Source organism: Caldimicrobium thiodismutans (genome assembly GCF_001548275.1).
GTDB lineage: Bacteria > Desulfobacterota > Thermodesulfobacteria > Thermodesulfobacteriales > Thermodesulfobacteriaceae > Caldimicrobium > Caldimicrobium thiodismutans.
This window is the reverse complement of the sequence record NZ_AP014945.1, coordinates 1092583-1116213: the sequence shown is the minus strand read 5'-3', so window position 1 is coordinate 1116213 and position 23631 is coordinate 1092583. Positions and strand designations below refer to the sequence as shown.

Sequence of the window (23631 nt, the reverse complement as noted above, 5' to 3'; positions counted from 1 at the left end):
TTATGAATGAAAATCTTAAAAAAGCTATTATTTTATATGCAAAAAATAAAGAAAAAGAACTAAATGAGTTTATTGATAGTCTTTCAAAGGCAAGTATTAAAGCATTATTTATAGATATTTTAACATTATACCTCAATGATAAAAATTCATCAAAATTAAGAGAATTAATAACAGCTTGGATTGGTAAATATGAAACTACAGAAGAAAAATTAGGTTACAATGGATATAAACAAGGCATAGATGAAAAAATATGGGCTGAAATAAAACCTAAAAATACAGATAATCCAAAAAAGAAATTAGATGGTGGCGGAAATTTTAGTGACTATACACCTGAAAGATTTAAAAAAGACATTGAAAAAAATCCTCAAATTGTAGTTAGTGGTTTTGCTAAAGGAATTTTATTATATGTAATAGAATTTCCATTTAGATGTATTGAAGATGTATTGAGGATACAATTAGAAAAAAAGTTTCCAGAACTGAAAAGAAAAAAGAATGATTATTTAAGATCTGCTAACTTTACTTTTAAAGATTATGAAAATTGCAAAGAGGTTAAAATAATATTTTTATCTGAAAAAATTGACGAATTTAAAAATTACTTGAACAAAAATTTTTATGAATTCTTACGCCAAAAAAATAAAAATGGATGAAATAATATTTAATCTTAAAAACAAAATAATTTGTGGAGATGTTTTAGAAGTTTTAAGAGAAATTCCTGATGACACTTTTGATCTTGGTATAACATCACCTCCCTATAATAAAAAGGAAAAATATAGTGGTTGGTTAGTAGATAAAGTTAAATATGATGGTATTAGTGATATTAAAAATGAAGAAGATTATCAAAAATGGCAAATAGAGGTTTTGAATGAACTCTATAGAGTTGTGAAACCTGGAGGTAGTTTCTTTTATAATCATAAAATAAGATATGAGAATGGAAAACTTATCCATCCTATTGAATGGATAAGCAAAACGAGATGGACTTTGTGGCAGGAAATAATCTGGAATCGAAAAATTGCAGGAAATATAAGAGGATGGAGATTCTGGCAAATAGATGAGAGAATATACTGGTTAGTGAAAGGAAAACCCGATGAATTAAAACCTGAGCATGCTAAACTGACATCTATCTGGGAGATTAGACCAGAATCAGGTCATAAAGATCATCCTGCTCCTTTTCCTATAGAACTTCCTGTAAGAATTATATATTCCATTCTTGAAGATAGACCCGGATTTATAATAGATCCCTTCTGCGGGACAGGAACAACTTGTGTAGCAGCTAAACTTCTTGAAAAAGATTATTTAGGAATTGATATATCAGAAAAATATGTAGAGTATGCTCTTAAAAGACTTGAAAATGCAGAATCTGAACGAATCCGAGTAATAAAAGAAATTAATCAGCACTTTGTTGGGCTTACCTTTCAAGAAAGGAAATTATTAGGCCTTGCTAAAGATAGAAGAAAACAATAAAAAATTTTCGCAGCATATTCACATGCATGGCTTAAGAAAAAACTACCTAAAAATTTTTGAAACTTAAAAAAGATGCAGGGGGAAAATTGATGAGGGTTGCAGTGATGTCAGATTCTCATGACCGTATAGATCATCTTGAATGGGCAATTGAGATCTGTCATAAAAAGGGTGTTCAAAGAATATTTCATTGTGGAGATCTTATTTCACCCTTTATGGTCTTAAGCCTGAGTAAATTCAATGGCCCTGTTGAACTTATTTTTGGTAATAATAGAGGAGATATCTTTCTTCTTTGCAAGCTTTTAAAGGATTATCCCCAGATTACCCTACATGGAGAAGAGGCTTTTCTTGAAATCAATGGATTTAAGCTTGCCATGGTTCACTACCCCAAAATTGCAGAAAAGCTTGCAAGAGGTGGGGAATTTGATTATATTTTCTGTGGTCACACCCATAAATTTAAGGTTTGGGAAATAGGGAAAACCCTTATTATTAACCCAGGGGAACTCATGGGAAAAGAAGGGGCTCCAAGTTTTGTAATTCTTGATCTTGAAAGTAGAACCTGGGAAAAAATAATCCTTGAAAAGTAAGAGGTAAAAAATGAGAATGACGCGATATTTCCTTCCCACTCTGAGGGAAGATCAGGCTTCTGCTGAAATCATAAGCCACAAGCTTCTTTTGAGAGGCGGTTTTATAAGAAAAGTTGCTTCTGGAATATATAATTTTTTACCTATAGGTTTTAGGGCTTTAAAAAAGATTGAAAATATAGTGAGAGCTGAGATGGACAGGGCTGGCGCCCTTGAGATTCTTATGCCCATGGTTCAGCCTGCAGAGTTATGGATGGAAACCGGGCGCTGGCAGGCCTATGGAAAAGAACTCCTTCGGTTTAAAGATAGAAAGGAACATGATTTTTGTCTTGGCCCAACCCATGAAGAAGTAATAACTGACCTTGTCCGAAAGGAAGTGCGCTCCTACAGGGATCTCCCCCTTATTCTTTATCAGATTGCTCCAAAATTTAGAGATGAGATAAGGCCTCGCTTTGGACTTATGAGGGCAAGGGAATTCATAATGAAGGATGCCTATTCCTTTGATGCGGATGAAGAGGGGCTTGAAAAAAGTTATCAACTTATGTATGAAACCTATGAAAGGATTTTTAAAAACTGTGGGTTGAAATTTAGAGCAGTTGAGGCTCATACAGGGGCAATTGGTGGAGATGTTTCTCATGAATTTATGGTTCTTGCTGAAACTGGAGAAGATACCCTTGCCATCTGTTCTGCCTGTGGTTATGCCTCTAATGTGGAATTAACCCCTGCCATTCTCGGAGAAAAATATCAAGGAGAACCCAAAAAACCTTTAGAAAAGGTTTATACCCCTGGAGTAAGATCAGCTAAAGATGTAGCAGATTATTTGGGCCTTCCTGTATCAAAGATAACCAAAACCCTCATTTACATTGTTGAAGAGAAAGAGCCTGTTGCTGTTGTCTTGAGAGGAGATCATGAAGTAAATGAAGTAAAGCTTGAAAAGATTCTTTCTTTTCGGGCATTCAGAATGGCAAGGGAAGATGAAATTTTAAAGCTTATTGGGGCACATCCTGGATTTCTTGGTCCAAAAGGTCTTAAAATGAAAGTTATTGCTGATAAAGCTCTTGAAGGATATCCTAATTTTGTTATTGGAGCCAATGAAGATGAATATCATTATCTGAATGCCAATCTTGGGGAAACCTTTGTTCCTGATCTTATAGCTGATGTGCGAAAGGCTTGTCCTGGGGATCTATGCCCCAGATGTGGCGCTCCTTTAGACTTTACTAAGGGTATTGAAGTTGGCCATATCTTTAAGCTTGGAACAAAATACAGCTCTGTTATGAAAGCCACTTTTCTTGATAAAGATGGAAAGGAAAAACCCTTTATTATGGGCTGTTATGGAATAGGAGTGAGCAGAGTTCTTTCTGCAACTGTTGAACAGAATCATGATGAAAACGGAATTATCTTTCCCTGGCAGATTGCCCCCTTTCACATAGCCTTAATCTCCCTTGATAAAACCTTAAAGGAAGAGGCAGAAAAAATTTACCATAAACTTCAGAGTCATTATGAGGTGCTCTTTGATGATCGGGATGAAAGGCCAGGGGTCAAATTCAAGGATATGGATCTTGTAGGGATTCCTCTTCAGGTTATTCTTGGAAAATCTTACAAGGAAAAAGGGGAAATTGAAATCAAAATTAGAAAAAACGGGAAAAGAGCCTATACCAAACTTGATCAATTAGAAGAGACTATAGAAAAAATTAAAGAGGAGCTTCTTTTTGAAAGAATTTAAGCTTTCAGAAATTGCAAAATATGTAGATGGAGTTCTTAAGGGGGAAGATTTTTCTGTTTTAGGATTGAATGCCCTTTTTCTTGCGGGGGAAAGGGAGCTTACTTTTATAGATTCAAAAAAAAGGCTTCCTGAAGCGAAAACATCCCGGGCAAAAGCCCTTCTTGCACCCATTGGTTTTTCTGAATTTCTTCCTGATAAATCCGTAATTGAGGTTAAAGATGTAAGAGTTGCCCTTGCCAGAGTTACTTCTCTTTTTTGGGAAAAAAGTTTGGTTTTTTCAGAAAAAAGCCCCTTTTCTTATATTGACCCTTCAGCAGAAATTCATCCTTCGGCCTCTATTTATCCCTTTGTATATATAGGAAAGGGAGTAAAAATTGGAAAGGAGGTTATTATTTTTCCTTTTTGTTTTATTGGAGATTTCTGTGAGATAGGTGAGAGATCTATACTTTATCCCCATGTAGTTCTTTATCCTGGGACTTTACTTGGGAGGAACTGTATTCTTCATGCAGGTGTTGTTGTTGGGGCAGATGGTTTTGGCTATGCCCAGGAGCCAAAAAATGAAGGTTTTAAAAATCTAAAGATCTATCATTTTGGAAGGGTAAAGATTGAGGATGAAGTTGAAATTGGAGCAAATTCAACCCTTGATCGGGCAACCTTTGGGGAGACGATCATTGGTTCTGGCACAAAGATTGACAATCTTGTTCAAATTGGACACAATGTAAGAATTGGAAGGGAGTGCATTCTTGTTTCCCACACCGCTATTGGAGGGAGTGCGGTGATTGAAGATTATGTTATGCTTGCTGGTCAGGTTGGGGTTGCACCAGGAAGTGTGATAAGAAAGGGAGCAAGAGTTGCAGCAAAATCAGGAGTGCATGGAGAGGTGCCTCAGGGAGAAGAGGTTGCAGGCATTCCTGCAATAAAGGCAAGCCTCTGGAGAAGAGCAGTTATTATTTTTGAAAAATTACCCGAACTATACAAAGACCTCAAAAAACTTCTACGAAAATAGAATAAACTTTTAAAATTCAATTAATTACAAAAACACAAAAAATTTTTTACGCTTCTAAAAGTTACAATTGCACCTGTTTAAGTATTTATGAATTTTGGTAGAAATAGAATAAACAGCTGAAGTTTTCTGTAAAATTATTAAAAATTTAATAAATAGCTATAAAGTGTGGAGAAAATCTTTAATATCAGCAATAAACCTAACTTTTGAAATAAGCTTTTGAAAATCTTCTCTATTTCCATATTTCTTTTTATAGCTTTCTAATAATTTAGTATATTTAGAACGATCTGTTATAAATGTATAATCTATTACATGTAAAAGAATGTAGCGATTTGTATCTATCTTAAGTTCATCATCTTTATCAGTAGTCATAAAAATTAATAGGATTTTTTCATTTTTAGTTTTTTCTATTTCTCTTTTCCAAAAAGCAGTCTCTGTTAATCTTTCTCTTAAGCTTGTTTTACATGAAATGATTACTCTAACTAAATTTTTATTTTTTTCAACTATAAGAATATCTGCATCTGGAAAGATTTCAGTCCAGTTTTTGATAGCCACCTGATCCTTATAATTATATAAATCTTTATCACTCATTGTTACCATAAACATACTATTTAGTTCATTGTCCTCGATTATTATTTGCTCTATGACTTTAAATACAGCATATTCATATAAGGATCCTTTACAAGTTTTCCAGGCTTGATCGCGACTTCGCTGGTTTTTGTAAAACTTTAGTAAATTATCTCTCAATGTAGCCTCTGCAAAAGTATCAAAGTTTTGGATCGCGGAAAGATAATTTCCATTATATTCTTTTTCAACGATTTTATCATAGATTTTTTTAAGCTTATCCAGAATCTCTTTTTTACAAATAAATCCTCGCCTCATTTTATTAACTCATGTAACTTCTTTTGAAATATATTTCCTTCATTTAACAATCTTTTCAAAGCAAGTTCACAATATTTTTTATCTATTTCTACTCCAATTCCTTTTCTATTTAATAATGCAGTAGCTATTAAAGTTGTTCCACTACCAAGGAAAGGATCTAAGACAGTATCCCCTACAAAACTGAAAAGTTTAATACATCTTTTTGGTAGTTCTAATGGAAATGGAGCAGGATGTCCAATTTTTTTTCTACTCTCGCCTGGAAAGGACCACAATCCATTTGTCCATTCTATAAATTCTTCTCTTGTGATATCAGAGATTCCTGTTCCACTTGTTTTTTTCCACTTACTTTTATACAATACTACTATAACTTCAACTGGTGCGATTACATAAGGAGAGCGTGCACTGAGCCAGGATCCCCAGGCAGTCCTCCTGGATATATTTTGTTCATTCCATACAATTGTAGTAAAATATTTCCAGCCTATTTTTTTTGCTATAGATAAAACATCTGCATAGACACTTTGAAAGCCTTCTTCTTTTCGTCCTTTACTTTTATCGAGTGGTATATTTAAACATAATCGACCATCTGGTTTAAGAAGTTCAAGTGCTTTTTCTAGCCATTTCTGAGTAAATTCAAGATACTTTTCATAAGGTATATTATCTTTGAAAGTTGCGTAATGTATATCAACATTATATGGAGGGGAAGTGACTATTAAGTCTATAGAATTAGAGGGTATAAGATTTGTAGTTAAAAAGTCATCGTTAATAATAACAACCTTTTGATTTTGATAAAAAATTTTTTCTTCTTTATCCATCAATAGATGACTTCAAAAAGTTTTAGAATTTTAAATACATGATAATGAAATTTTCAAAATCTTCAAGACAATGTATAAGTCCATATCTTTTGAGACTTTATAGTATTTTTTTATGGCATAATACAAATATTTTATTGGTGATACCTGCTGCAATCCACTATGTGGCCTCTCTCCATTATACCATATCAAATACCCCATCAACTCCTTATTAAATTTCTCCAAATCCTCAAATAACTCCTCCCCCAAAATCAATATGAATAACTGGATACTTAACACTCCAGTCCCAGTTTTTCTCAAGATAGAGCCCCTGGAAAAGCTCTTTTCTCCCAAGGAAGGCCTGTTTCAGGGTATCCATAAAAAGGGATTTTCCAAATCTCCTTGGACGGGAGAGAAAATAATATTTTCCTTCGGAGACAAGTTTGGCTACAAAGGGAGTTTTATCCACATAATAATAAGGTTCTGAGCGAATCTCAACAAAGCTTGAAATCCCGATGGGAAGATTTTTCTTCATAAAAGACTATACCTTATTTAAGCATTATTCAAGCATTAAGGGGAGAAGTCTTCTGATATGGCTTTCTTTTTCGCGCCAGCCTTCAAGGGTCTTAACCCAGAGATCAAGATAAATCCTCTTTTTGAGTAAAAACTCAAGCTCTTCTCTCGCAAGGGTTCCAATCTTTTTAAGCATCCTTCCACCTTTTCCAATAATAATTCCCTTTTGTGAATCCCTCTCCACAAAAATGGTTGCCTGAATATGAAGGAGATTTTTTTCAGGAACCTCCTCAATAGAATCAACCTTTACAGCCACACAATAGGGAATTTCCTGATAGGTATGCATAAAAACCTTTTCTCTTATAATTTCAGCAACAAGCAATTTCAAAGGAAGATCAGTCACATATTCGGGATCATAATAAAAGGGACCTTCGGGTAGAATCTTTTCAAGCTCATCTATAATTCTATCAAGGCCGTCTCTTTCGAGAGCAGAGATGGGAATAATGGTAGAAAAATCATAGAGTTTGGAAAAATAATCTATAAGGGGTAAAAGCTCGTTTTTGTTTTTCATAAGGTCAATTTTATTCATGGCAAGAATAGTTGGTTTTCCAACTTTTTTAATTATTTCAAGAATTTTTTCCTCTTCAGGGACCCTGTTTGTTACATCCATAACCCAGAGAACTGCATCAACCTCTTCAAGGGCAGAAATTGCCTGTTTTACCATGAGCTGATTGAAAAGACTCTGGGCCTCGTGAATCCCTGGAGTGTCAACAAAAATAATCTGTAAATTATCCTTAGTGTAAATTCCTCTGATATTAAAGCGGGTGGTCTGGGGTTTGGGGCTAACAATGGAAACCTTAGTGCCAAGGAGATTGTTTAAAAGGGTGGACTTCCCTACATTGGGAAGTCCAATTATGGCAACTACACCGGATTTGGTTTTCCTTTCTTGGTCTTCTAAATTCATAAATTATATGATAAACGCTTAAAAAACTTCTTCAAGCCCTTATTTTTCTTTTAATCCCTTTATGAATCTCATCAACTAATAAAATAAGAACTCCACAAGCAAGAATAAGGAACCAGTCATTTAGGCTTAAAGGTTGAGTATGCAAAATAAGGCTTAAGGGAGTATAAAGGGCAAGTAACATGAGCACAAAGGAAAGAGAGAGAGCAAGAAGGAGCCAGCGATTGCTAAAAATCCCCAGTTTAAAAAGGCTATATTCAATGGATCTACAATTTAGGGCATTAATTAGACGAAAAGTAATAATGGAGGCAAAAAAGATGGTTCCTGCCTTAAGGGGGTTTTCAATCTTGAGGGTATAATAATAAAGGGCAAAGGCAAGCCCTGCCATATAGAGCCCCATTCCTGCGATAAAAAGAAGGTTTTCCTTAGGAAGAAGTCCCTCCCTGGGATCTCTTGGTTTTCGCTTCATAATTCCTGGTTCAGGAGGTTCAACCCCAAGGGCAAGGGCTGGAAAGCCATCCATGAGAAGATTGATGAAGAGAATCTGAACTGCAGTAAGGGGTAATGGAAGTCCAAGAAGAAGCGCAGTTGTTAGCGCAAGAACGGTAGCTGTATTTCCTGTCATAAGATAGGTGAGAAATTTTCTAATATTAGCAAAAATGGTTCTTCCCTCTTCCACAGCTCTTACAATGGTTGCAAAGTTTTCTTCAAGAAGAATCATGGCACTTGCTTCTTTGGCAACCTCGGTTCCTGTAATCCCCATGGCAATTCCTATATCTGCCTGCTTTAAGGCTGGGGCATCATTTACTCCATCTCCTGTCATAGCAACAATCTGCCCCCGCTTCTGAAGGGCCTTAACAATTTTTAACTTATCCTCAGGCATAGCTCTTGCATAAATCTCAACCTGAAGCACCTTTTCTTCAAATTCCCTTTCGGATAAATTCCTCAACTCTTTTCCTGTAAGAATCAGTCCGCCCTGATAAAGCCCGATTTCTTTTCCAACTGCAAGAGCAGTCTCTCTATTATCCCCGGTAATCATAACAGCTTTGATACCTGCCTCTTTTGCAATCCTTACTGCTTCTTTGACTTCCTCTCTTGGTGGATCCATCATTCCTGCAAAACCAAGAAAAATAAGCTCCCTTTCAATTTCATGGTCTGGAAGATTTAAATCCTCAACCTCTCTGTAGGCAAAGGCAAGAACTCTAAGTGCAGACTCAGAAAAGGTTTGGGCAATTTGAAGAATCTCCTTTCTTTTTTCTTGAGATAGAGGCTCTAAGGTATCACCCACAAGAATATAAGAGGACCTCTCAAGAATAATCTCAAGAGCACCTTTAGTTAAGGCATAAATTTTATTTTCAAAGGAATGAAGGGTTGTCATTCTCATTCTCTCAGAGGAAAAGGGAATCTCCCTTAGAGGTGGATTGAAAGCCCTTGTTTCTTCAGAAAGCCCTGCTTTATAAGCAAAAGTAATAAGAGCTCCTTCAGTGGGATCACCCTTAATTTTATAGCGTCTTTCACTTTCATCAAAATAAAGCTCGGAATTATTGCATAAGAGAGTAACTTTAAGGAGCAACTCAAAGGCTTTATCTGCTTTAAAGGGTTCACCCTCCCAGAGGATTTCACCTCTTGGTTCATATCCCACCCCTGTAACTTCAAGAATTTTTTCTGACACAAAGATTTTTTTCACAGTCATTTCGTTTTTGGTAAGAGTTCCTGTTTTATCCGTGCAGATATAGGTAACAGAACCAAGGGTTTCAACAGCAGGAAGTTTTCTGATGAGAGCCCTTTTTTCAGCCATTCTTTTTACACCCAGGGCAAGGGTGATTGTGCTTACAGCAGGAAGGGCCTCAGGAATTAGAGCAACCGCTAAAGCCACACCCCAGATAAACATCTCATAAGCAGGATATCCCCGTAAAATCCCTGAAAGGGCTATCAGGGCACTTAAGAGAAGAATTACCATTCCAAGCTTTTTACTTGAGGCCTCAATTTTCTCCTGTAGAGGGGTCTTTTTCTCTTCCACCTCTTTAAGCATACTTGCAATCTTTCCAAATTCGGTATTTTTACCGGTGGCAAGGACCTCAAAATATCCCTTACCTCGCACCACATAAGTTCCCATAAAAAGAAGATTTTTATTCTCTTCATCTTGAGGGGTTTCTTTTAGCCTTTTTTCTACAGGGAAGGATTCTCCTGTAAGCACAGCCTCATCCACATACAGATCTATTGCCTCAAGAAGTTTTCCATCTGCAGGAACTCTATCTCCAGCTTCAACAAAAACTATATCTCCTGGAACAATCTCTCGCACAGGAATCTCCATAAGTCTTCCTTCTCTTATTACTTTGGCTGTGGGAGTTATCAACTTTTTTAAGGCCTGAAGAGATTTTTCTGCCTGATATTCCTGGAAAAATCCGAGAAGCCCTGCTGCTATAACAATGGCAAAAATAGCCAAAGCCTCAACTTTTTCCCCAAGAAAAAAAGAAATAATTCCTGCTATAATAAGTATAATAACAATAAAATTTAAAAATTGAGAAAGTAAGATTTTTAAAGGAGAGATCTTTTTGGCTTCTTCTATCTCGTTTGGTCCATAAAGTTCAAACCTTTTTCCTGCCTCTTCATGGGTTAATCCCTGATAAATCATACTTTACCCTCCTGATGGGTAATATTTTCTATTTTACTTGAGGGAATTAAAATAATTTCTTCAAGATTAAAGGCTTAGCGCAGGGTGTAAAGCAACATCATATTAATAAGATAGAACATTATAATTATTAGAGAATCCCAGGCAATGAAAAAATTCTTTTTTTCAGCCCTATAGATAAGCCCCATTATGGCCACAGAGGTCATGGCACTTGCTGATAAAGCCGAAATTATATGATTTTCATTAACATAATATAATAAGGGACCTTTCACATAAAGTATATCATCAATTCCCAAAATGAAAATATTAAATAAATTACTTCCAAAGAGATTTCCTATGGCAAGATCAATAGCACCAATTTTTGCAGCAGAAAGGGTGACCACTACTTCAGGGAGAGAAGTTGTCATTGCAATGAAGATAGTTCCAATAAAGCTCTGCCCAAGCCCTGTTGCTTCAGCAAGACCCTCTCCAATTATGGGAAGAAAAATAGCAGTAATTATTACAAAAAAACCATTAATTGCATAGTGTATTATAGCTTTTTTAGTAGAGATTTCTTCATATTTTAATTCTATAGCTTTTTCTTTTATATATCTGGCAAACTGTCTTTTTTCATATATGTAAATCATTTTAACACCAATAAAGTAAGTTAGAATAAATATTAAGGTATAAGGCCCAATCCATCCAAGAGGAAAAATTTTATCCTTTAAAAAGAGGCTCAAGGCGGTTATGATGAAAAGTAGTATTCCTAAGGAGGCAGAAAGAATGTGACCGTGATGGGCAAGGGAAGTTACAGGTGAGCCTCTAAATTGCATGTCAAGAAAAGCAAGAATCAACAGATTAAAAACACAGCTTCCCAAAATATCTCCAAGAGCAATATCAGGAACATCTGCATAGGTCACAGAGCTAATGCCTGTTATCAGTTCTGGTAGAGAAGTAACTGTGGCCAAAAGAATGACACCTATCCAGGTGCGAGAAAGCCCCAATTTTTCCGCAATTATATCTCCATATTTAGAAAGCCTGCTTCCACAAAAAGTGATAACTCCAGTGGCCATCAAAAAGGCTGAAAAATAAGTTATAATCTCTATAATTGAATTCATAGACATCTTGAAAATCTCAAAGTTATTTTAACCTGAATTTTTTGAAAAAAAAGGATTATTTTCTTGATACAATAAATATTGCTCAAAGTGTATGAAATTATAAATGAAAATGCGTTAGTAAATATGCATAGTGTTTAGTGATAGATCTTTCTATGGAAATTGAGATACTTTAGATACTTTTATTAATAATAGAATGGAAAGAAGCTGTAAAAAAATTGATGTTCCCACCAAGATAGGTAAAGATAAATCGTATAAGATTCCAAGGAGGGTGCTACCAAGAAACCAGAAGAGCCCAAAGAGGGCATTAAAAATTCCGTAACCTCTTCCTCTCATCTGGGGAGGGACAAAGTAGGAAACTCCTGCCCGAATAATTGATTCTTGAGCGCCAAAGCCTATCCCCCAGAGAATAATTCCCCATATGGCAAGCTCTTTTCTTCCCAAAAACACAAAAGGAGCAAAAAGAGAGGAAAGTCCTATAGCCCCTATTAAAATTAAAATACCCTTCTTATCAAAGAGATAACCAAAGATAAGGGCTGATAGGGCATCAATTGCCATAGCTAAGGCATAGAGAAGGGCAATTTCTTCTCCTATAAAAAGCTCAATCTTTTTAAAATGATAGCTAATTAGGGCAAAATCTGCATAACCTGCACCGTAGATTCCCATAGCAAGGGCATATAGCCAAAAGCCCTTAGAAAAGCTATCTCCTTCAGAGAGAGGGGATGTCCTTTCAAACTTTTCAGGACTTGGAAAAAGCTTCCTTGCCAGAAAGAGAAAAAATAAAGCCAATAAGGCAGGAAATAAAAGACCTGCAAAGGCGGTTTTATAATCCTTGGTAAAATAAAGAATTCCTGCAACCATCAAAGGGCCAAGAAAAGCCCCTATCTGATCCATGGCCTCATGAATGCCAAAACCTTTGCCTCTTCCTATTTTAAAAGTTGCGTAAGAGAGGATGGTATCTCTTGCTGGTGTTCTTAAAGCCTTTCCTGTTCTTTCAAGAAGAATAAGACTTACTGCCTGAAAGGGAGTTTTTGCAAAATAAAGGGCTGGCACTGAAAAAAGATTTATAAAATAACCTGCAAAGGTTATGGCCCAGTATTTTCTCAATCTATCTGTAAGATAGCCTGAAAAAAAACGCAAAAAATATCCCAGAAACTCTCCCAATCCCGCTACAAATCCAACAAGGGTTGCACTTACCCCTAAGGTTGCAAGATAGGGCCCAATAATGGATCTTGCCCCTTCATAGGTAAAATCTGAAAAAAGACTTACAAGCCCAAGCAATATAATCAGGGTAAAAGGAGATTTTGAGGACATTTTTATCTATTTCCAGAAGGCAATAATCAGAATTCCTATAAACATTAGAATTGAGGCTCCCAAGCGAAGGCCAATGTGCCTCTCTTTAAAAAAAAGCCAGCCAAGCCCCACTGCAAAGAAAATGCTTGTTCTTTTCAAGGCAATCATATAGGCGGTTTCAATAAGACTTAAAGCAAGCATGTGGCAAAAACACATAAGAGCCTGCGTTCCTCCCACCAGAATTATACCTCTAAAATTTTTCTTTAAAAAAGAAAGGATTTCAATTTTATATATAAACTTTAAGATTAATGGTGTGGTAAAGGAAAGAAGGGAAAAATAAAAGGAGGCAAAAAAGAGGGGATCTGATAGAAGAAGGCCTCTTTTACCAAGAACACTTGTAATTCCATAGATAAAGGCTGTGACCAGAAGAAAAAGGCCTCCTCTTTCCTCCCAGATACCTTTTAAAGGTGCAAGGATTCCCTGATTAATTCTTGGAAGGTGAATGAGATAGGCTCCGGTAACAATTAAAAAAATTCCCAAAGCACCAGGCACACTTACCCTTTCTCCAAGAATGAAAAATCCAGTAAAAATGATAAAAATTGGGGTAAAGGATAAAAAGGGAAGGGAAGCTGAAAGAGGAGAGATCTCGATACCTTTCATGTAAAAAAGGGTAGCTATGATTTCAAGAAAAAGAAGAATTAGAGTATTAACTATAAAATCTGGGGTAAAATAAAGATAGGAAGTTTTCTCTAATAGAAAATAGAGAAACAAAGGAAATAAAAAGGGAAAGGCTCCAAGGGTTCTTGAAACAGTCATTTTTACAAAGCCTTCTTTGGATATATATTTTTTGTTTAAGGCATCACTTAGGGCTACAAAGAACCCTGCAAGAATGGAAAGGATTATCCAGACCATAAAGGAGGGTTACCTCAGCTCAGATAAAGGGCAAGGTTCACAGAGGGGCTCTTTCATCTTACAGAAAATTTTTCCACAGGCAACCAAAAGGGCGTGAAATTCCTTGTATAATTCTATATCCCTTTCAAGATTTTCATGAAAGATATTTTGTAGTTCTTCATAGGTGGTTTCTTCAGGACAGAGCCCGTGCCGAAAAAGGATTCTATAGGTATAGGCATCCACCACAAAAAAGGGCATATCTAAGGCATAAAGTAAAATGGAATCCACGGTCTCAAGGCCAAGGCCCTTTACCTCAAGAAGTTTTCTTCTTAAAATCTCAGGATTTTCCTCCCTCATTCTTTTAAGATCTCCCTGATAGTTTTCAAAGAGAAATTTTAAAAAATTTTTTAGTCTTTTGGCCTTAAGATTATAAAATCCAGAGGGTTTAATGAGCTCGGCAAGTTCTCTTTCTGAAAGCTGATATAAGGCTTCTGGGGTTAAAAGATTCTTTTTTTTTAAATTTTCTATGGCCTTTTCTACATTTTTCCAGTTTGCATTTTGAGTAAGGATAGCTCCCACGCAGACTTCAAAGGGACTCTCTGCAGGCCACCACCCCTGTGGACCAAAAAACCTATATAACTTTTCAAAAATTTCAAAAAAAATCTTATTCTTCATCAAGGAAATTTATAACCCTGGTGCCTGAGGGAGTATCATAAACTTTATAACCTCTATTAATAAGCTCCTCTCTTATAATATCTGCCTCCTCAAAGTTTCCCTCCCTTCGTGCCCTATCTCTTCTCTTTGCAAGCTCAAGTATTTCCCTGTCTTTTATTTCTTTTGGAAACTTAAGAAATTTAAAGATGGAGTTAAAACTCCTTAAAACCTCAAAAACTTTTTCTTTATAGCCTGCAGGAAAGCCCTTTTCTGCCTGACGATAAAGATCTTTAAGAAAGTCGGTTAATTCCGAAATAGCAAGAGGGGTGTTTAAATCTTCTTTTAAAGCGGATTTAAAGTTTTTTTCAAAGGTGGAGAGTTTTTCCCAGAGAGTTTCCCTTTCCCTATCTGGTAAAACCTTTTCTTTTGCAAAGGAAATATAGGCAAGATAGGTATCAATTTTTTCAAGGTATCTTTTTGCATCCTCAAGGGCTTTCCAGGAAAAATTAAGAGGACTACTGTAGTGACTCTGAAGCATATATAGTCTTAAAACCCGACCTTCAAAACCTTTTTCTTTGATATCTGGAAGGGTGATTCTATTATCTGAGGAGAGTTTTTTTCCTTCAAAATAGCTGAGTTCTGTGTGAATCCAGTAATTGGCAAGTTCCTTACCAGTTAAAGCCTTGGCAACGGCTCTTGTGTTTTCATGATGGGGAAAGATTAAATCCCTTCCACTGGTATAGATATCAAAATTGTCCCCAAGATATTTTAAAGCTATACAAGCGCAGTGGATATGCCAGGTAGGCCTCACTCTTCCAATGGGTGTTTCAAGAAAATAGCCTGCCTTCATCTCAAGAATATGAACCCTTTTCAAAAGGGCAAAATCATAGGGTTCTTCCTTTTCATATTCCTCTTGATCAACTGTCACACCTCCTTTGAGAGCCTTCAAATCAACTTTGGCAAGCCTTCCGTAATCAGGGAATCTTGACACATCAAAATAAAGGGCAGAAAACTTCTCATAGGCCTTGTGCTGGTCATAAAGTTTAAAGGCAAGCTCCTTCATCTCCTCAAGATTTTCACTCACCCTGGGATAAGCATTAGCCCTTTCAATTCTTAAAAATTCAAGATCTTCATAAAAGGCTCTTTCTATTTCTTCAGTTAATTCCTTTAAGGGTCTTTCTTTTTCAAGGGCAGTCTGGATGGTTTTATCATCAAAATCAGTAAGGTTTACCACATGAAAAGGAGTATATCCGAAAAGTTTGAGATACCCCTTTAAAATATCTGCAGTAAGAAGCCTGCGATAGAGCCCGATGTGAGGCCTGATGTTAAGAGTTGGGCCACAGGTGTAAATCTTAACTACAGGGGGGTCCTTAGGAACAAAGGCCTCCTTTTTCTGAGTAAGGGTATTATAAAGATAAAGGTCCCTTTCCACCTCTTTTGTTTCAAAGGCCCAGAGGGGAGTTGAGAGATATCTTTCTCCATGATCAGGGAAGATTACTACAATCATTCCTTCAGCAATTTCTTCAGCAAGTTTCAAAGCTCCAGCAAGAGCTGCCCCTGAGCTCATTCCTACAAATATACCCTCATTCCTTGCAAGCCATCTTGCCATCTCATAGGCCTCTTCATCGCAAACATTAATCACCTTATAAAGAAGTTTTCTATCAAAAATTCCTGGGGGAAAGGATTCCTTCATATTTTTAAGTCCCTGAATTTTATGCCCGGGATAGGGTTCAACCCCAACCACCTTAAAGGGAAGATGGTTATCAAGGGCATATCTTGCAATTCCCATGGCTGTTCCAGTGGTTCCAAGGGCACTTACCACAAAGGTAACTTTCCCCTCGGTTTGAGCCCAGATTTCAGGCCCAGTTGTTCGGTAATGCATTTGCCAGTTGGCAGGATTGTTAAACTGGTCAGGGCAAAAATATTTTTCAGACTCAGCCCTCACAAGATCATAAACAAACTCAATGGCTCCATCTGTGCCTTTGCCTGCAGGAGTTAAAACAATTTCAGCTCCAAAAGCCTGCATAACCTTTCTTCTCTCAAGGGATGCAGACTCTGGCATAGCAATAACGCAACGATACCCTTTGGCTGCACAAACCATGGCAAGCCCAATTCCTGTATTCCCACTTGAAGCCTCAATAACAATCTTTTCAGGAGTAAGAAGACCTCTTTTTTCTGCATCCTCTATCATCGCAAGGGCAATACGATCTTTCACAGATCCACCTGGATTTTGACTTTCAAGCTTCCCCCAAATTTCTACAGCCCCCTTGACTTTTAACTTGTTTAGTTTAACAATAGGAGTATTTCCAACCTTTTGAAGGATATTATGAAAGCGCATGGATTTACCTCCTTGACCGGGATTTTTTTATTCTATATCATTTTACTTTACTCTCAAGGGCTTGCCTTTACTTCTTTGCAAAACAATAAATTTATTTATTTTGAAGACAAAGAATATATCCTAAAAAAGGGGGATACTCTGGTTGATCTTGCAGTAAAGTTCAAATTAGGCTATCAGGCACTACTTCTTGCCAATCCAGGGGTTGATCCATGGGTTCCTCCTCCTGGTTCAAAAATTCTTTTACCCTATAAACTTATTGTTCCAGAAGAATTTATCCTTAAAAAGGAAAACTATATACTTATAAATCTTCCAGAAATGCGACTTTACTATTTTCGGAAGGGGACCTTTTTAACCTTTCCCATTGGGATTGGAGATGAGGGCAAGCTTCCCCCCACAGGAAATTACAAGATTGTGCGCAAAAAAGAAAAGCCATACTGGTATCCAACGGAATCAATACGCAGGGAAGAACCTGAGCTTCCAGAGGTCGTCCCTCCTGGGCCTGAAAATCCTATGGGAGATTATGCCTTGTATTTAGATAAAGGCCTCTTTGCTATTCATGGCACTAACAAGGCATACAGCATTGGAAGAAGAACTACCCATGGATGTTTCAGGCTCTATCCTGAAGATATTGAAAGACTCTTTAAAATGGTTCCCTTAAAAACAGATGTTTTTGTAACCTATTTGCCTTACAAACTGGCTATTGAGGACAATTCAATCTATCTCCAAGCCTTTCCAGATATAGATAAACGCTTTCCTGATCCGGTTCAATATATTATAAAAAGGCTTGAAGAACTTACCTCATCCAAAGGCCTAACCTATAGAATTAATCTTCTAACTCTGGAAGAAGTTTTAAGTAAACCTGATGGCCTGATTTACAAAATTGGAAAAATTAGAAAGACCTCCTCTTCTTTTTAGGAATCCATAAAAAAGTAAGGGCCCGTGTAGAAACCTCCTCCAGAAGCCCAGCCTGGGAAAGGGCTTTTAAAGCCTCGATATGAAGTTTATGCCCTGTAAGTTCTGCTGAAACCTCAGCTAAAAGGGGATGCCCCAAGGTAAAGAGATCTCCCACTATGTCAAGAACCTTGTGCCTGACAAATTCATCCTGGGCCCTCAATCCCTCAGCATTAAGGACCTTCTCTTTATCTATCACTATGGCATTGGATAAACTTCCTCCCTTGAGAAGGCCTTTCTTTTTTCTTTCCTCAAGAAGATCTTTAAAACCAAAAGTCCGGGCAAAGGAGACTTCTCTTATAAAATCCTGTGGGGTAAGAGTAAACTTAAAGGTCTGTTCCCCTATGGAAGGATGTTCAAAATAAATCCTGGCATTGATACTTAATTTATGGGAAGGTTTGAAGGATATCTTTCCCACTCCATTAACAAGCTGAAAGGGCCTTTTGAGAACAAACTTCTTTCTCGGTGCGGGCAATAATAAATACCCTACCTCCTGCAAGGCTCTAACTATAGGAAAAGCAGACCCATCAAGAAGAGGAATCTCTTCCCCAAAGACCTTTACTAAAGCATTATCAATACCAAGGCCATGAAAAGCAGAAAGTAGATGCTCCACTAAGGAGATTGATTCTTTACCATTTGTGAGAAGAACTGCCCCCTCAAGGCCAACTATATTTTCAATAACAAGAGGAATGCGGGGTTTATCCGACAGATCAGCCCTTTCAAAGACAATGCCTTCATTTTCTCTTAAGGGATGAATCTCTACCCTGATCTTTTTACCTGAAAAAACTCCTTCCCCTTCAAAAATTACCACATCTGCAACAGTTCTTTGATATTCCATAGTCAAATCCTTTTAAAATTTTTCATATTTTTTCAATCAAAATTTATGCCCAACTCTATACTAAGGAAATTAAAGGATTTTATGGGGACCAAACTATTCCCGAGTGTGACTTTTTTTCTACAAATGTATTAAAAAAACCACACCTTTGTTTTTAGTCGTAATGCCTAATTTAATTTTCTAAAGGAATTTATTTTAACTCCCCCTCCTTTTTATTGTCAATTTTTTCCTCGAAAATAATCCCCTTTTTTCTTTAAATATGCTCTCTCAAGCATTTTCTGATATTGCCTTATCTTTCTGTAAAGCTCCTTACCCACTCTTTCCTTTGAAATAAGCTTTGCCAAGAGACTTAAGGTCAACCTTTCATGAATTTAAGAAGAGCAAAATAGATAGTTTTTCCGTAAAGTTTTAAGAAATGTGCTGAATTTAAATTGAAAAATTTTTTATAGAGGCAATTCGTAGTGTAGGGGCAGGCCTGTCTGCATAAGGCAGACCTATGTGTCTGCCCTATATATCGTTTTTTGTAAAATTATCATTTTGACTTTTCCTTTTAAGGTTTTTCCAAGAAGGGGCGTATTTTTGCTCTTTGATTGAATAATCTCTTCTGTTACCTTCCATTCTTCTTCTGGATCAAAGACAATCACTTCTGCCAGAGCTCCCTCTTTAAAACTGGGAGGCGTTACCCGTAAAATTTTAGAGGGATTAGTAATCATATATTCAAGTAATTTGAGCTCGGATAAAACTCCTTCTCTTACAAGATTAAAACTTAAAGGTAAGAGAAACTGGAGCCCGAGCATCCCAAAACTTGCAAGCTCAAATTCAACCTCCTTTTCAAGGGGACTATGAGGGGCATGATCACTTGCAATAACCTCAATATAGCCCTCTTTTAAAGCGTTCTTTATGGCATAAATATCCTCTTCTGTTCTTAAAGGAGGGTTTACCTTAGCTAAGGTATTATAGCCCTCAACCTCCTTTTCAGTTAAAGTAAAATAATGAGGGCAGGTCTCAGCTGTAAAGGGAATCCCCTCCTCTTTAGCCCATTTTAAGAAAGGTATATTTTCCTTTACAGAGAGATGAGCAAGATGCACAGAAGTTTCCGTTTCTTTGGCAAGGAGAAGATCTCTTATAACTGCAATGGTTTCAGCAGATGAGGGAATGCCTTTAAGTCCAAGCTTGGCAGAGATTTTTCCCTCATTTATCTGCCCTTTGAAACTTAAAAAAGGGTCTTCACAATGGGAGATCACAGGAAGATCAAAATTCTTGGCATAAAGCAGAGCCCTTTTCATGAGAGCAGAGTTAGCTACCCATTTTCCATCATCAGAAACCGCTATAGCTCCAGCTTTTTTAAGCCTTCCAAATTCGGAAAGTTCTTTTCCTTCCTGGCCTTTGGTGATAGCTGAAATGGGATAAACAGTGACCCAGGCCTTTTCCTTAGCCCTCTTCAAAATATATGAAGTCACTTCAGGAGAATCGTTAACAGGCTTAGTGTTTGGCATACAGGCAACTCTAAGAACACCACCATAAAGGGCTGCCCTTGTGCCACTCTCAATGTCCTCCTTCCACTCTTCTCCAGGCTCCCTTAAGTGCACATGCATATCAACAAGGCCTGGAAAAATAAGTTTTCCTTGACAATCAAGCATAGTAATATTCTTTTCCGAAAGCTCTATGTCCCTTTCAACACCTCGTATATTTCCATCTTCTATTAAAAGATCACCCACAAAATCCAATCCTGAAGAGGGATCAAGGATACGCCCCTTTTTGAGAAGTATCTTCATTTTTTAATCCCCTGAAAGAAATCTTAAAAGAACCGCCATCCTTACCGCCACTCCATTTTCCACCTGATCAAGAATAACTTGAAAGGGATATTTTTCCATTTCATAGGAAAGTTCAACCCCCCAATTAATAGGTCCTGGATGCATAAGAAGGGCCTTTTCTTTAATCAACTCAAGGTATTTTGGTGTAAGCCCAAAGATCTCAGCATATTCCTTAAGAGCAGGAATAAAGGGCTCCCCATGTCTTTCTCGTTGAATCCTTAAGGCCATTACAACATCAGCATCCTTCAAGGCGTCCTCCATCTTGTAGCAGACCTTAAAGCCTCCGGATTTAACCTCAAAAAACTCCCTTTCTTTCGGTTCTGGCAGGAGATGAGCAGGCCCTGTGACATAAACCGATGAACCCATTTTTTGAAAGGCAAGAATATCTGAATGAGCAACTCTGCTATGTTTAATGTCTCCCACTATAGCAACCTTTAAACCTGAAAGAGTGCCCAGCTTTTCCTTTACAGTTAACAAATCTAATAGGGCCTGGGTAGGATGCTCATGAATACCATCTCCTGCATTGACCACAGGAATTTTTAGATGTTTGGCAAGAAAATGGGGAGTCCCTGAGAGATTGTGCCTTATAACAAGAAGATTAACTCCCAGGGCATAAAGATTTTTAACTGTATCCAGAATGGTCTCTCCTTTTTCGAGACTACTTCCCTTGGCAGAAAAGCTCATGGTATCAGCAGACAAAACCTTGCAGGCCCTTTCAAAGGAAAATTTGGTGCGTGTTGAAGGTTCATAAAACAAAAGTAAAACCAATTTACCTCTCAGAGTTGGCACCTTGGGAATGGGCCTGATCAGGATTTCTTTAAGATTTTCTGCAAGCCTCAGAATTTCTGAGATTTCCTCTTGAGAAAGGCTCTGTATATCCAGGAGATGTCGCATGGTGTCTAAATCCAGAGTTTTTCTTTTATATGATTTACCACTTCCTGAGGTTCATCAAGTATTCTAAAAAGTTCAACATCTGAGGGAGAAATTTTACCCGTAGCAATCAAGGTTTTACTAAGCCAGGCATACATAGGTTTCCAAAATTCTCTATCTACAAGTACAATAGGCACAGGCCTTATCTTTTTAGTCTGCACAAGGGTCAAAATCTCAAACATCTCATCCATAGTGCCGAACCCACCGGGAAAAAAGACAAAGGCAACGGAGTATTTAGCCAGCATAACTTTACGAATAAAGAAGTAGCGAAACTCAAGCCTCACATTGGCATAGGGATTGGGCTCCTGCTCCATAGGAAGTTTGATATTAAGCCCAACGGAATAACCTCCTGCCTCTTTAGCCCCTTTATTAGCCGCCTCCATTATCCCGGGGCCACCTCCTGTAATTACCGAAAAACCAGATTTTACAAGGAGCCTCCCCAGCTCAAAGGCCCTCTGATAATCAGCATCCTCCGGTTTTGTCCGGGCTGAACCAAAGACAGTAACTCCGGGATAAACTCTGGGTAAAACCTCAAAACCTTCTACAAATTCAGCTAAAATTCTAAAGAGCCTCCAGGATTCCTTGGCCTGAAGACCTTCAAGAACATATTGTTTTTCCTCTAAAAATCTATTTTTAATCGCCTCATCCATGGTTAACCCAATGCTCCTTTAAAAGTTTAAGGGATCTTGGCTCCCAATCAAAGTGATGTAGAAAAAATCTCTCAGAAAGCTCTAAAAGTTGCCCCCTCTCTTCCTCAAAAAGCCCTTCCCAAAGGATTTCCATCTCCTTAAGTGTTTTAATTCTACCAATCTTTCTTAAAAGGTCAATCTGAGAAGGGCTAAGAATAAAGACATTTTCATCTCGACAATTCAAGCATAAAACTCCTCCTTGAGAAATGGAAAAGTAAAACATTCTCTGGGGCCTCTTTCCACATCTCACACAATCATATATATAAGGAGAAAGTCCGCAAATCTCTAACCACTTCATTTCCCAAAAGAATTTATCCAGTTTTACCGCATCTCTTCTATCAATATCTTTTACATATTCCGTAATCCAGTAAAAACTCTCCTTTGAAAGAGAAGATGGAGAGGTAAAGTCTATTACCTCAGCAAGATAGGAAAAAAAATAAAATTTCAAGGGCTCCTTTCTTGGGCTTTCTGGAAGATATAAAAGATCTGCTCCTTCAAGAATAAAGATCTTTCCTCTCTGGGGTTTACGAAGATGCACCCTCAAATAGGTAAGATCCTCAAGAAGATTGAGAAATCTTTTTAAGGACTTTTGAGCACCTTTGGCAAGAACTCGTGTTTTTCCTCGTGGTGTAAAAAGGGTAACTAAGTAATCTATCTCTTCAATCTTGTCTTTATCAAGAACAAGGGCGGGAAGTGTAAACAGCACCCTTTTATAAATAAACCTTCACAAACTTGGTCTCTTTGAGCTCTTTAATCCACTTCTCGAGATACTCCTGGGCCTTTTTTTGAAAAAGCTCTTCGTAAAGCTCTTTTTTGACCTCTTCATAAGCAGGAGGTTGCCCCTCCTCTTTTTTGATTAAACGGATAATCTGAAAGGCCTCTCCTCTTTTTAAAGGTTCTGTAACCTCTCCAGGTTTAAGCTTTTTTAGCTCCTGTAAAATGTTCTTGTCAATCTCTTCTTCTTTAAAAATCTCCCTGAAATAAAGAGTCTGTTCCCTATTAGCTTGATAGATTTCTTGAAAACTCTTTCCTTTTAAAATCTGCTCGTAAAGATCCTTGACCAAAAGGTCCTCCTTAATCAACAGGATCTCAAGCTGATACTTGGGGGTTGGATCAAAATTTTTAATCTTAATTTCATAAGCCTTTTTTAATTCTTCCTCAGGAATAGCAATTTTTTCTCTAACTGTCAGATGAATAAATTTTATTTTCATCAGACGATCTTTGAGTTTTTCCTTTACCTCTGCAAGGTTTAAGCCCTGGGCTTCTGCTTGTTTAAGTTCTTCTTTCAAATACTCATTAAGCTCCGCATCTGTAACCTTTATACCGTATTTTTTGGCCTCAAGGCCAATGACTGTATCCTCAATCCATTGATCCAGAAGATCTCGACGGATCTTATTTTTGATTGCCTCGGCCTCTTCAGGAGATGTTTCAGGTTTTATAAATTTTTGATAATAAGGCTCCCCCATCTGATCAAGTTCATAAAGAGTAAGAATCTCATCCCCTACTATAGCAACAATTTTATTTATAGCCTGAGCAGAAAATCCCTTTGATGCAAAAAATAATAACAAACTCAGAAAGATTATACTCAATAAGTGCAT

At 37.2% G+C, this 23631-nt stretch carries 22 protein-coding genes and 1 pseudogene; 6 read left to right on the top strand and 17 right to left on the bottom strand.

The genetic code is table 11. The annotated features are described in order from the left end of the window. The first annotated feature begins 2 nt into the window (after positions 1–2). From THC_RS05500 to lpxD, 5 genes are all read left to right on the top strand, one after another. Positions 3–647 carry a hypothetical protein gene (locus THC_RS05500; protein WP_068514488.1) on the top strand — a complete coding sequence of 215 codons (645 nt, stop codon included), beginning with the start codon at positions 3–5 and terminating at the stop codon, positions 645–647. After that, complete coding sequence (locus THC_RS05495; RefSeq protein WP_068516664.1) at positions 640–1461, top strand: DNA-methyltransferase; 822 nt, start codon at positions 640–642, stop codon at positions 1459–1461. The genes THC_RS05500 and THC_RS05495 overlap by 8 nt, the downstream gene beginning before the upstream one ends. Positions 1462–1550: 89 nt before the next feature. Next, positions 1551–2045 carry a metallophosphoesterase gene (locus THC_RS05490; protein WP_068514485.1) on the top strand — a complete coding sequence of 165 codons (495 nt, stop codon included), beginning with the start codon at positions 1551–1553 and terminating at the stop codon, positions 2043–2045. A 10-nt stretch (positions 2046–2055) separates the two neighbouring features. Next, a complete protein-coding gene (locus THC_RS05485) occupies positions 2056–3765 on the top strand; it encodes a proline--tRNA ligase (protein ID WP_068514482.1) in 1710 nt (569 codons plus the stop codon). Beyond that, on the top strand, positions 3752–4771 hold the full coding sequence (gene lpxD, locus THC_RS05480) for a UDP-3-O-(3-hydroxymyristoyl)glucosamine N-acyltransferase (protein WP_068514480.1): 1020 nt from the start codon (positions 3752–3754) through the stop codon (positions 4769–4771). Before THC_RS05485 ends, lpxD begins: the two co-directional genes overlap by 14 nt. Before the next feature lie 156 nt (positions 4772–4927). Here lpxD and THC_RS05475 read toward each other — a convergent pair whose 3' ends face one another. The 11 genes and pseudogenes from THC_RS05475 to THC_RS05430 all read right to left on the bottom strand — a co-directional run bounded on the left by THC_RS05475 (position 4928) and on the right by THC_RS05430 (position 16814). After that, positions 4928–5650, bottom strand: coding sequence for a BsaWI family type II restriction enzyme (locus tag THC_RS05475; protein ID WP_068514478.1), 723 nt, complete (start codon positions 5648–5650; stop codon positions 4928–4930). Then, positions 5647–6462 (bottom strand): DNA-methyltransferase, encoded by an 816-nt coding sequence (locus THC_RS05470; protein ID WP_068514476.1) that lies wholly within the window; start codon positions 6460–6462, stop codon positions 5647–5649. The genes THC_RS05475 and THC_RS05470 overlap by 4 nt, the downstream gene beginning before the upstream one ends. A 30-nt stretch (positions 6463–6492) precedes the next feature. Next, positions 6493–6660 carry an integrase core domain-containing protein gene (locus THC_RS09410; RefSeq protein ID WP_231938386.1) on the bottom strand — a complete coding sequence of 56 codons (168 nt, stop codon included), beginning with the start codon at positions 6658–6660 and terminating at the stop codon, positions 6493–6495. 31 nt (positions 6661–6691) lie between these two features. Continuing rightward, a pseudogene (locus THC_RS05465) lies at positions 6692–6973 on the bottom strand (AAA family ATPase); the annotation flags it as partial. A gap of 24 nt (positions 6974–6997) precedes the next feature. Continuing rightward, positions 6998–7915, bottom strand: a complete 918-nt coding sequence (gene era / locus THC_RS05460) for a GTPase Era (RefSeq protein ID WP_068514470.1) — start codon at positions 7913–7915, stop codon at positions 6998–7000. A 31-nt stretch (positions 7916–7946) separates the two neighbouring features. Beyond that, positions 7947–10547, bottom strand: coding sequence for a cation-translocating P-type ATPase (locus THC_RS05455; RefSeq protein ID WP_068514467.1), 2601 nt, complete (start codon positions 10545–10547; stop codon positions 7947–7949). 74 nt (positions 10548–10621) lie between these two features. After that, positions 10622–11647, bottom strand: coding sequence for a sodium:calcium antiporter (locus THC_RS05450; protein WP_068514463.1), 1026 nt, complete (start codon positions 11645–11647; stop codon positions 10622–10624). 144 nt (positions 11648–11791) lie between these two features. After that, complete coding sequence (locus THC_RS05445; RefSeq protein WP_068514459.1) at positions 11792–12952, bottom strand: MFS transporter; 1161 nt, start codon at positions 12950–12952, stop codon at positions 11792–11794. Between the two features lie 6 nt (positions 12953–12958). Continuing rightward, positions 12959–13843, bottom strand: a complete 885-nt coding sequence (locus tag THC_RS05440; protein ID WP_068514456.1) for a DMT family transporter — start codon at positions 13841–13843, stop codon at positions 12959–12961. A 9-nt stretch (positions 13844–13852) separates the two neighbouring features. Next, positions 13853–14497 (bottom strand): endonuclease III domain-containing protein, encoded by a 645-nt coding sequence (locus tag THC_RS05435; protein WP_068514452.1) that lies wholly within the window; start codon positions 14495–14497, stop codon positions 13853–13855. Continuing rightward, positions 14487–16814, bottom strand: coding sequence for a cysteine synthase (locus THC_RS05430; RefSeq protein WP_068514450.1), 2328 nt, complete (start codon positions 16812–16814; stop codon positions 14487–14489). The genes THC_RS05435 and THC_RS05430 overlap by 11 nt, the downstream gene beginning before the upstream one ends. Here THC_RS05430 and THC_RS05425 point away from each other — a divergent pair. Continuing rightward, entirely contained in the window at positions 16803–17729 is a 927-nt protein-coding gene (locus THC_RS05425) for a L,D-transpeptidase family protein (protein ID WP_068514447.1), read from the top strand. The genes THC_RS05430 and THC_RS05425 overlap by 12 nt on opposite strands. Here the strand turns inward: THC_RS05425 and lpxC are convergent. From lpxC to THC_RS05395, 6 genes are all read right to left on the bottom strand, one after another. Further along, on the bottom strand, positions 17704–18603 hold the full coding sequence (gene lpxC, locus THC_RS05420) for a UDP-3-O-acyl-N-acetylglucosamine deacetylase (protein WP_068514441.1): 900 nt from the start codon (positions 18601–18603) through the stop codon (positions 17704–17706). The two genes, THC_RS05425 and lpxC, sit on opposite strands and share 26 nt — an antisense overlap. 491 nt (positions 18604–19094) lie before the next feature. Continuing rightward, positions 19095–20375, bottom strand: a complete 1281-nt coding sequence (locus tag THC_RS05415) for a dihydroorotase (protein WP_068514437.1) — start codon at positions 20373–20375, stop codon at positions 19095–19097. Positions 20376–20378: 3 nt separating this feature from the next. Continuing rightward, complete coding sequence (locus THC_RS05410; RefSeq protein ID WP_068514434.1) at positions 20379–21308, bottom strand: aspartate carbamoyltransferase catalytic subunit; 930 nt, start codon at positions 21306–21308, stop codon at positions 20379–20381. 5 nt (positions 21309–21313) lie between these two features. Continuing rightward, on the bottom strand, positions 21314–21994 hold the full coding sequence (locus THC_RS05405; protein WP_068514430.1) for an LOG family protein: 681 nt from the start codon (positions 21992–21994) through the stop codon (positions 21314–21316). Further along, positions 21987–22739 (bottom strand): DNA repair protein RecO, encoded by a 753-nt coding sequence (recO, locus tag THC_RS05400; RefSeq protein WP_068514427.1) that lies wholly within the window; start codon positions 22737–22739, stop codon positions 21987–21989. Before recO ends, THC_RS05405 begins: the two co-directional genes overlap by 8 nt. A gap of 4 nt (positions 22740–22743) precedes the next feature. After that, positions 22744–23631, bottom strand: coding sequence for a peptidyl-prolyl cis-trans isomerase (locus tag THC_RS05395; protein ID WP_068514425.1), 888 nt, complete (start codon positions 23629–23631; stop codon positions 22744–22746).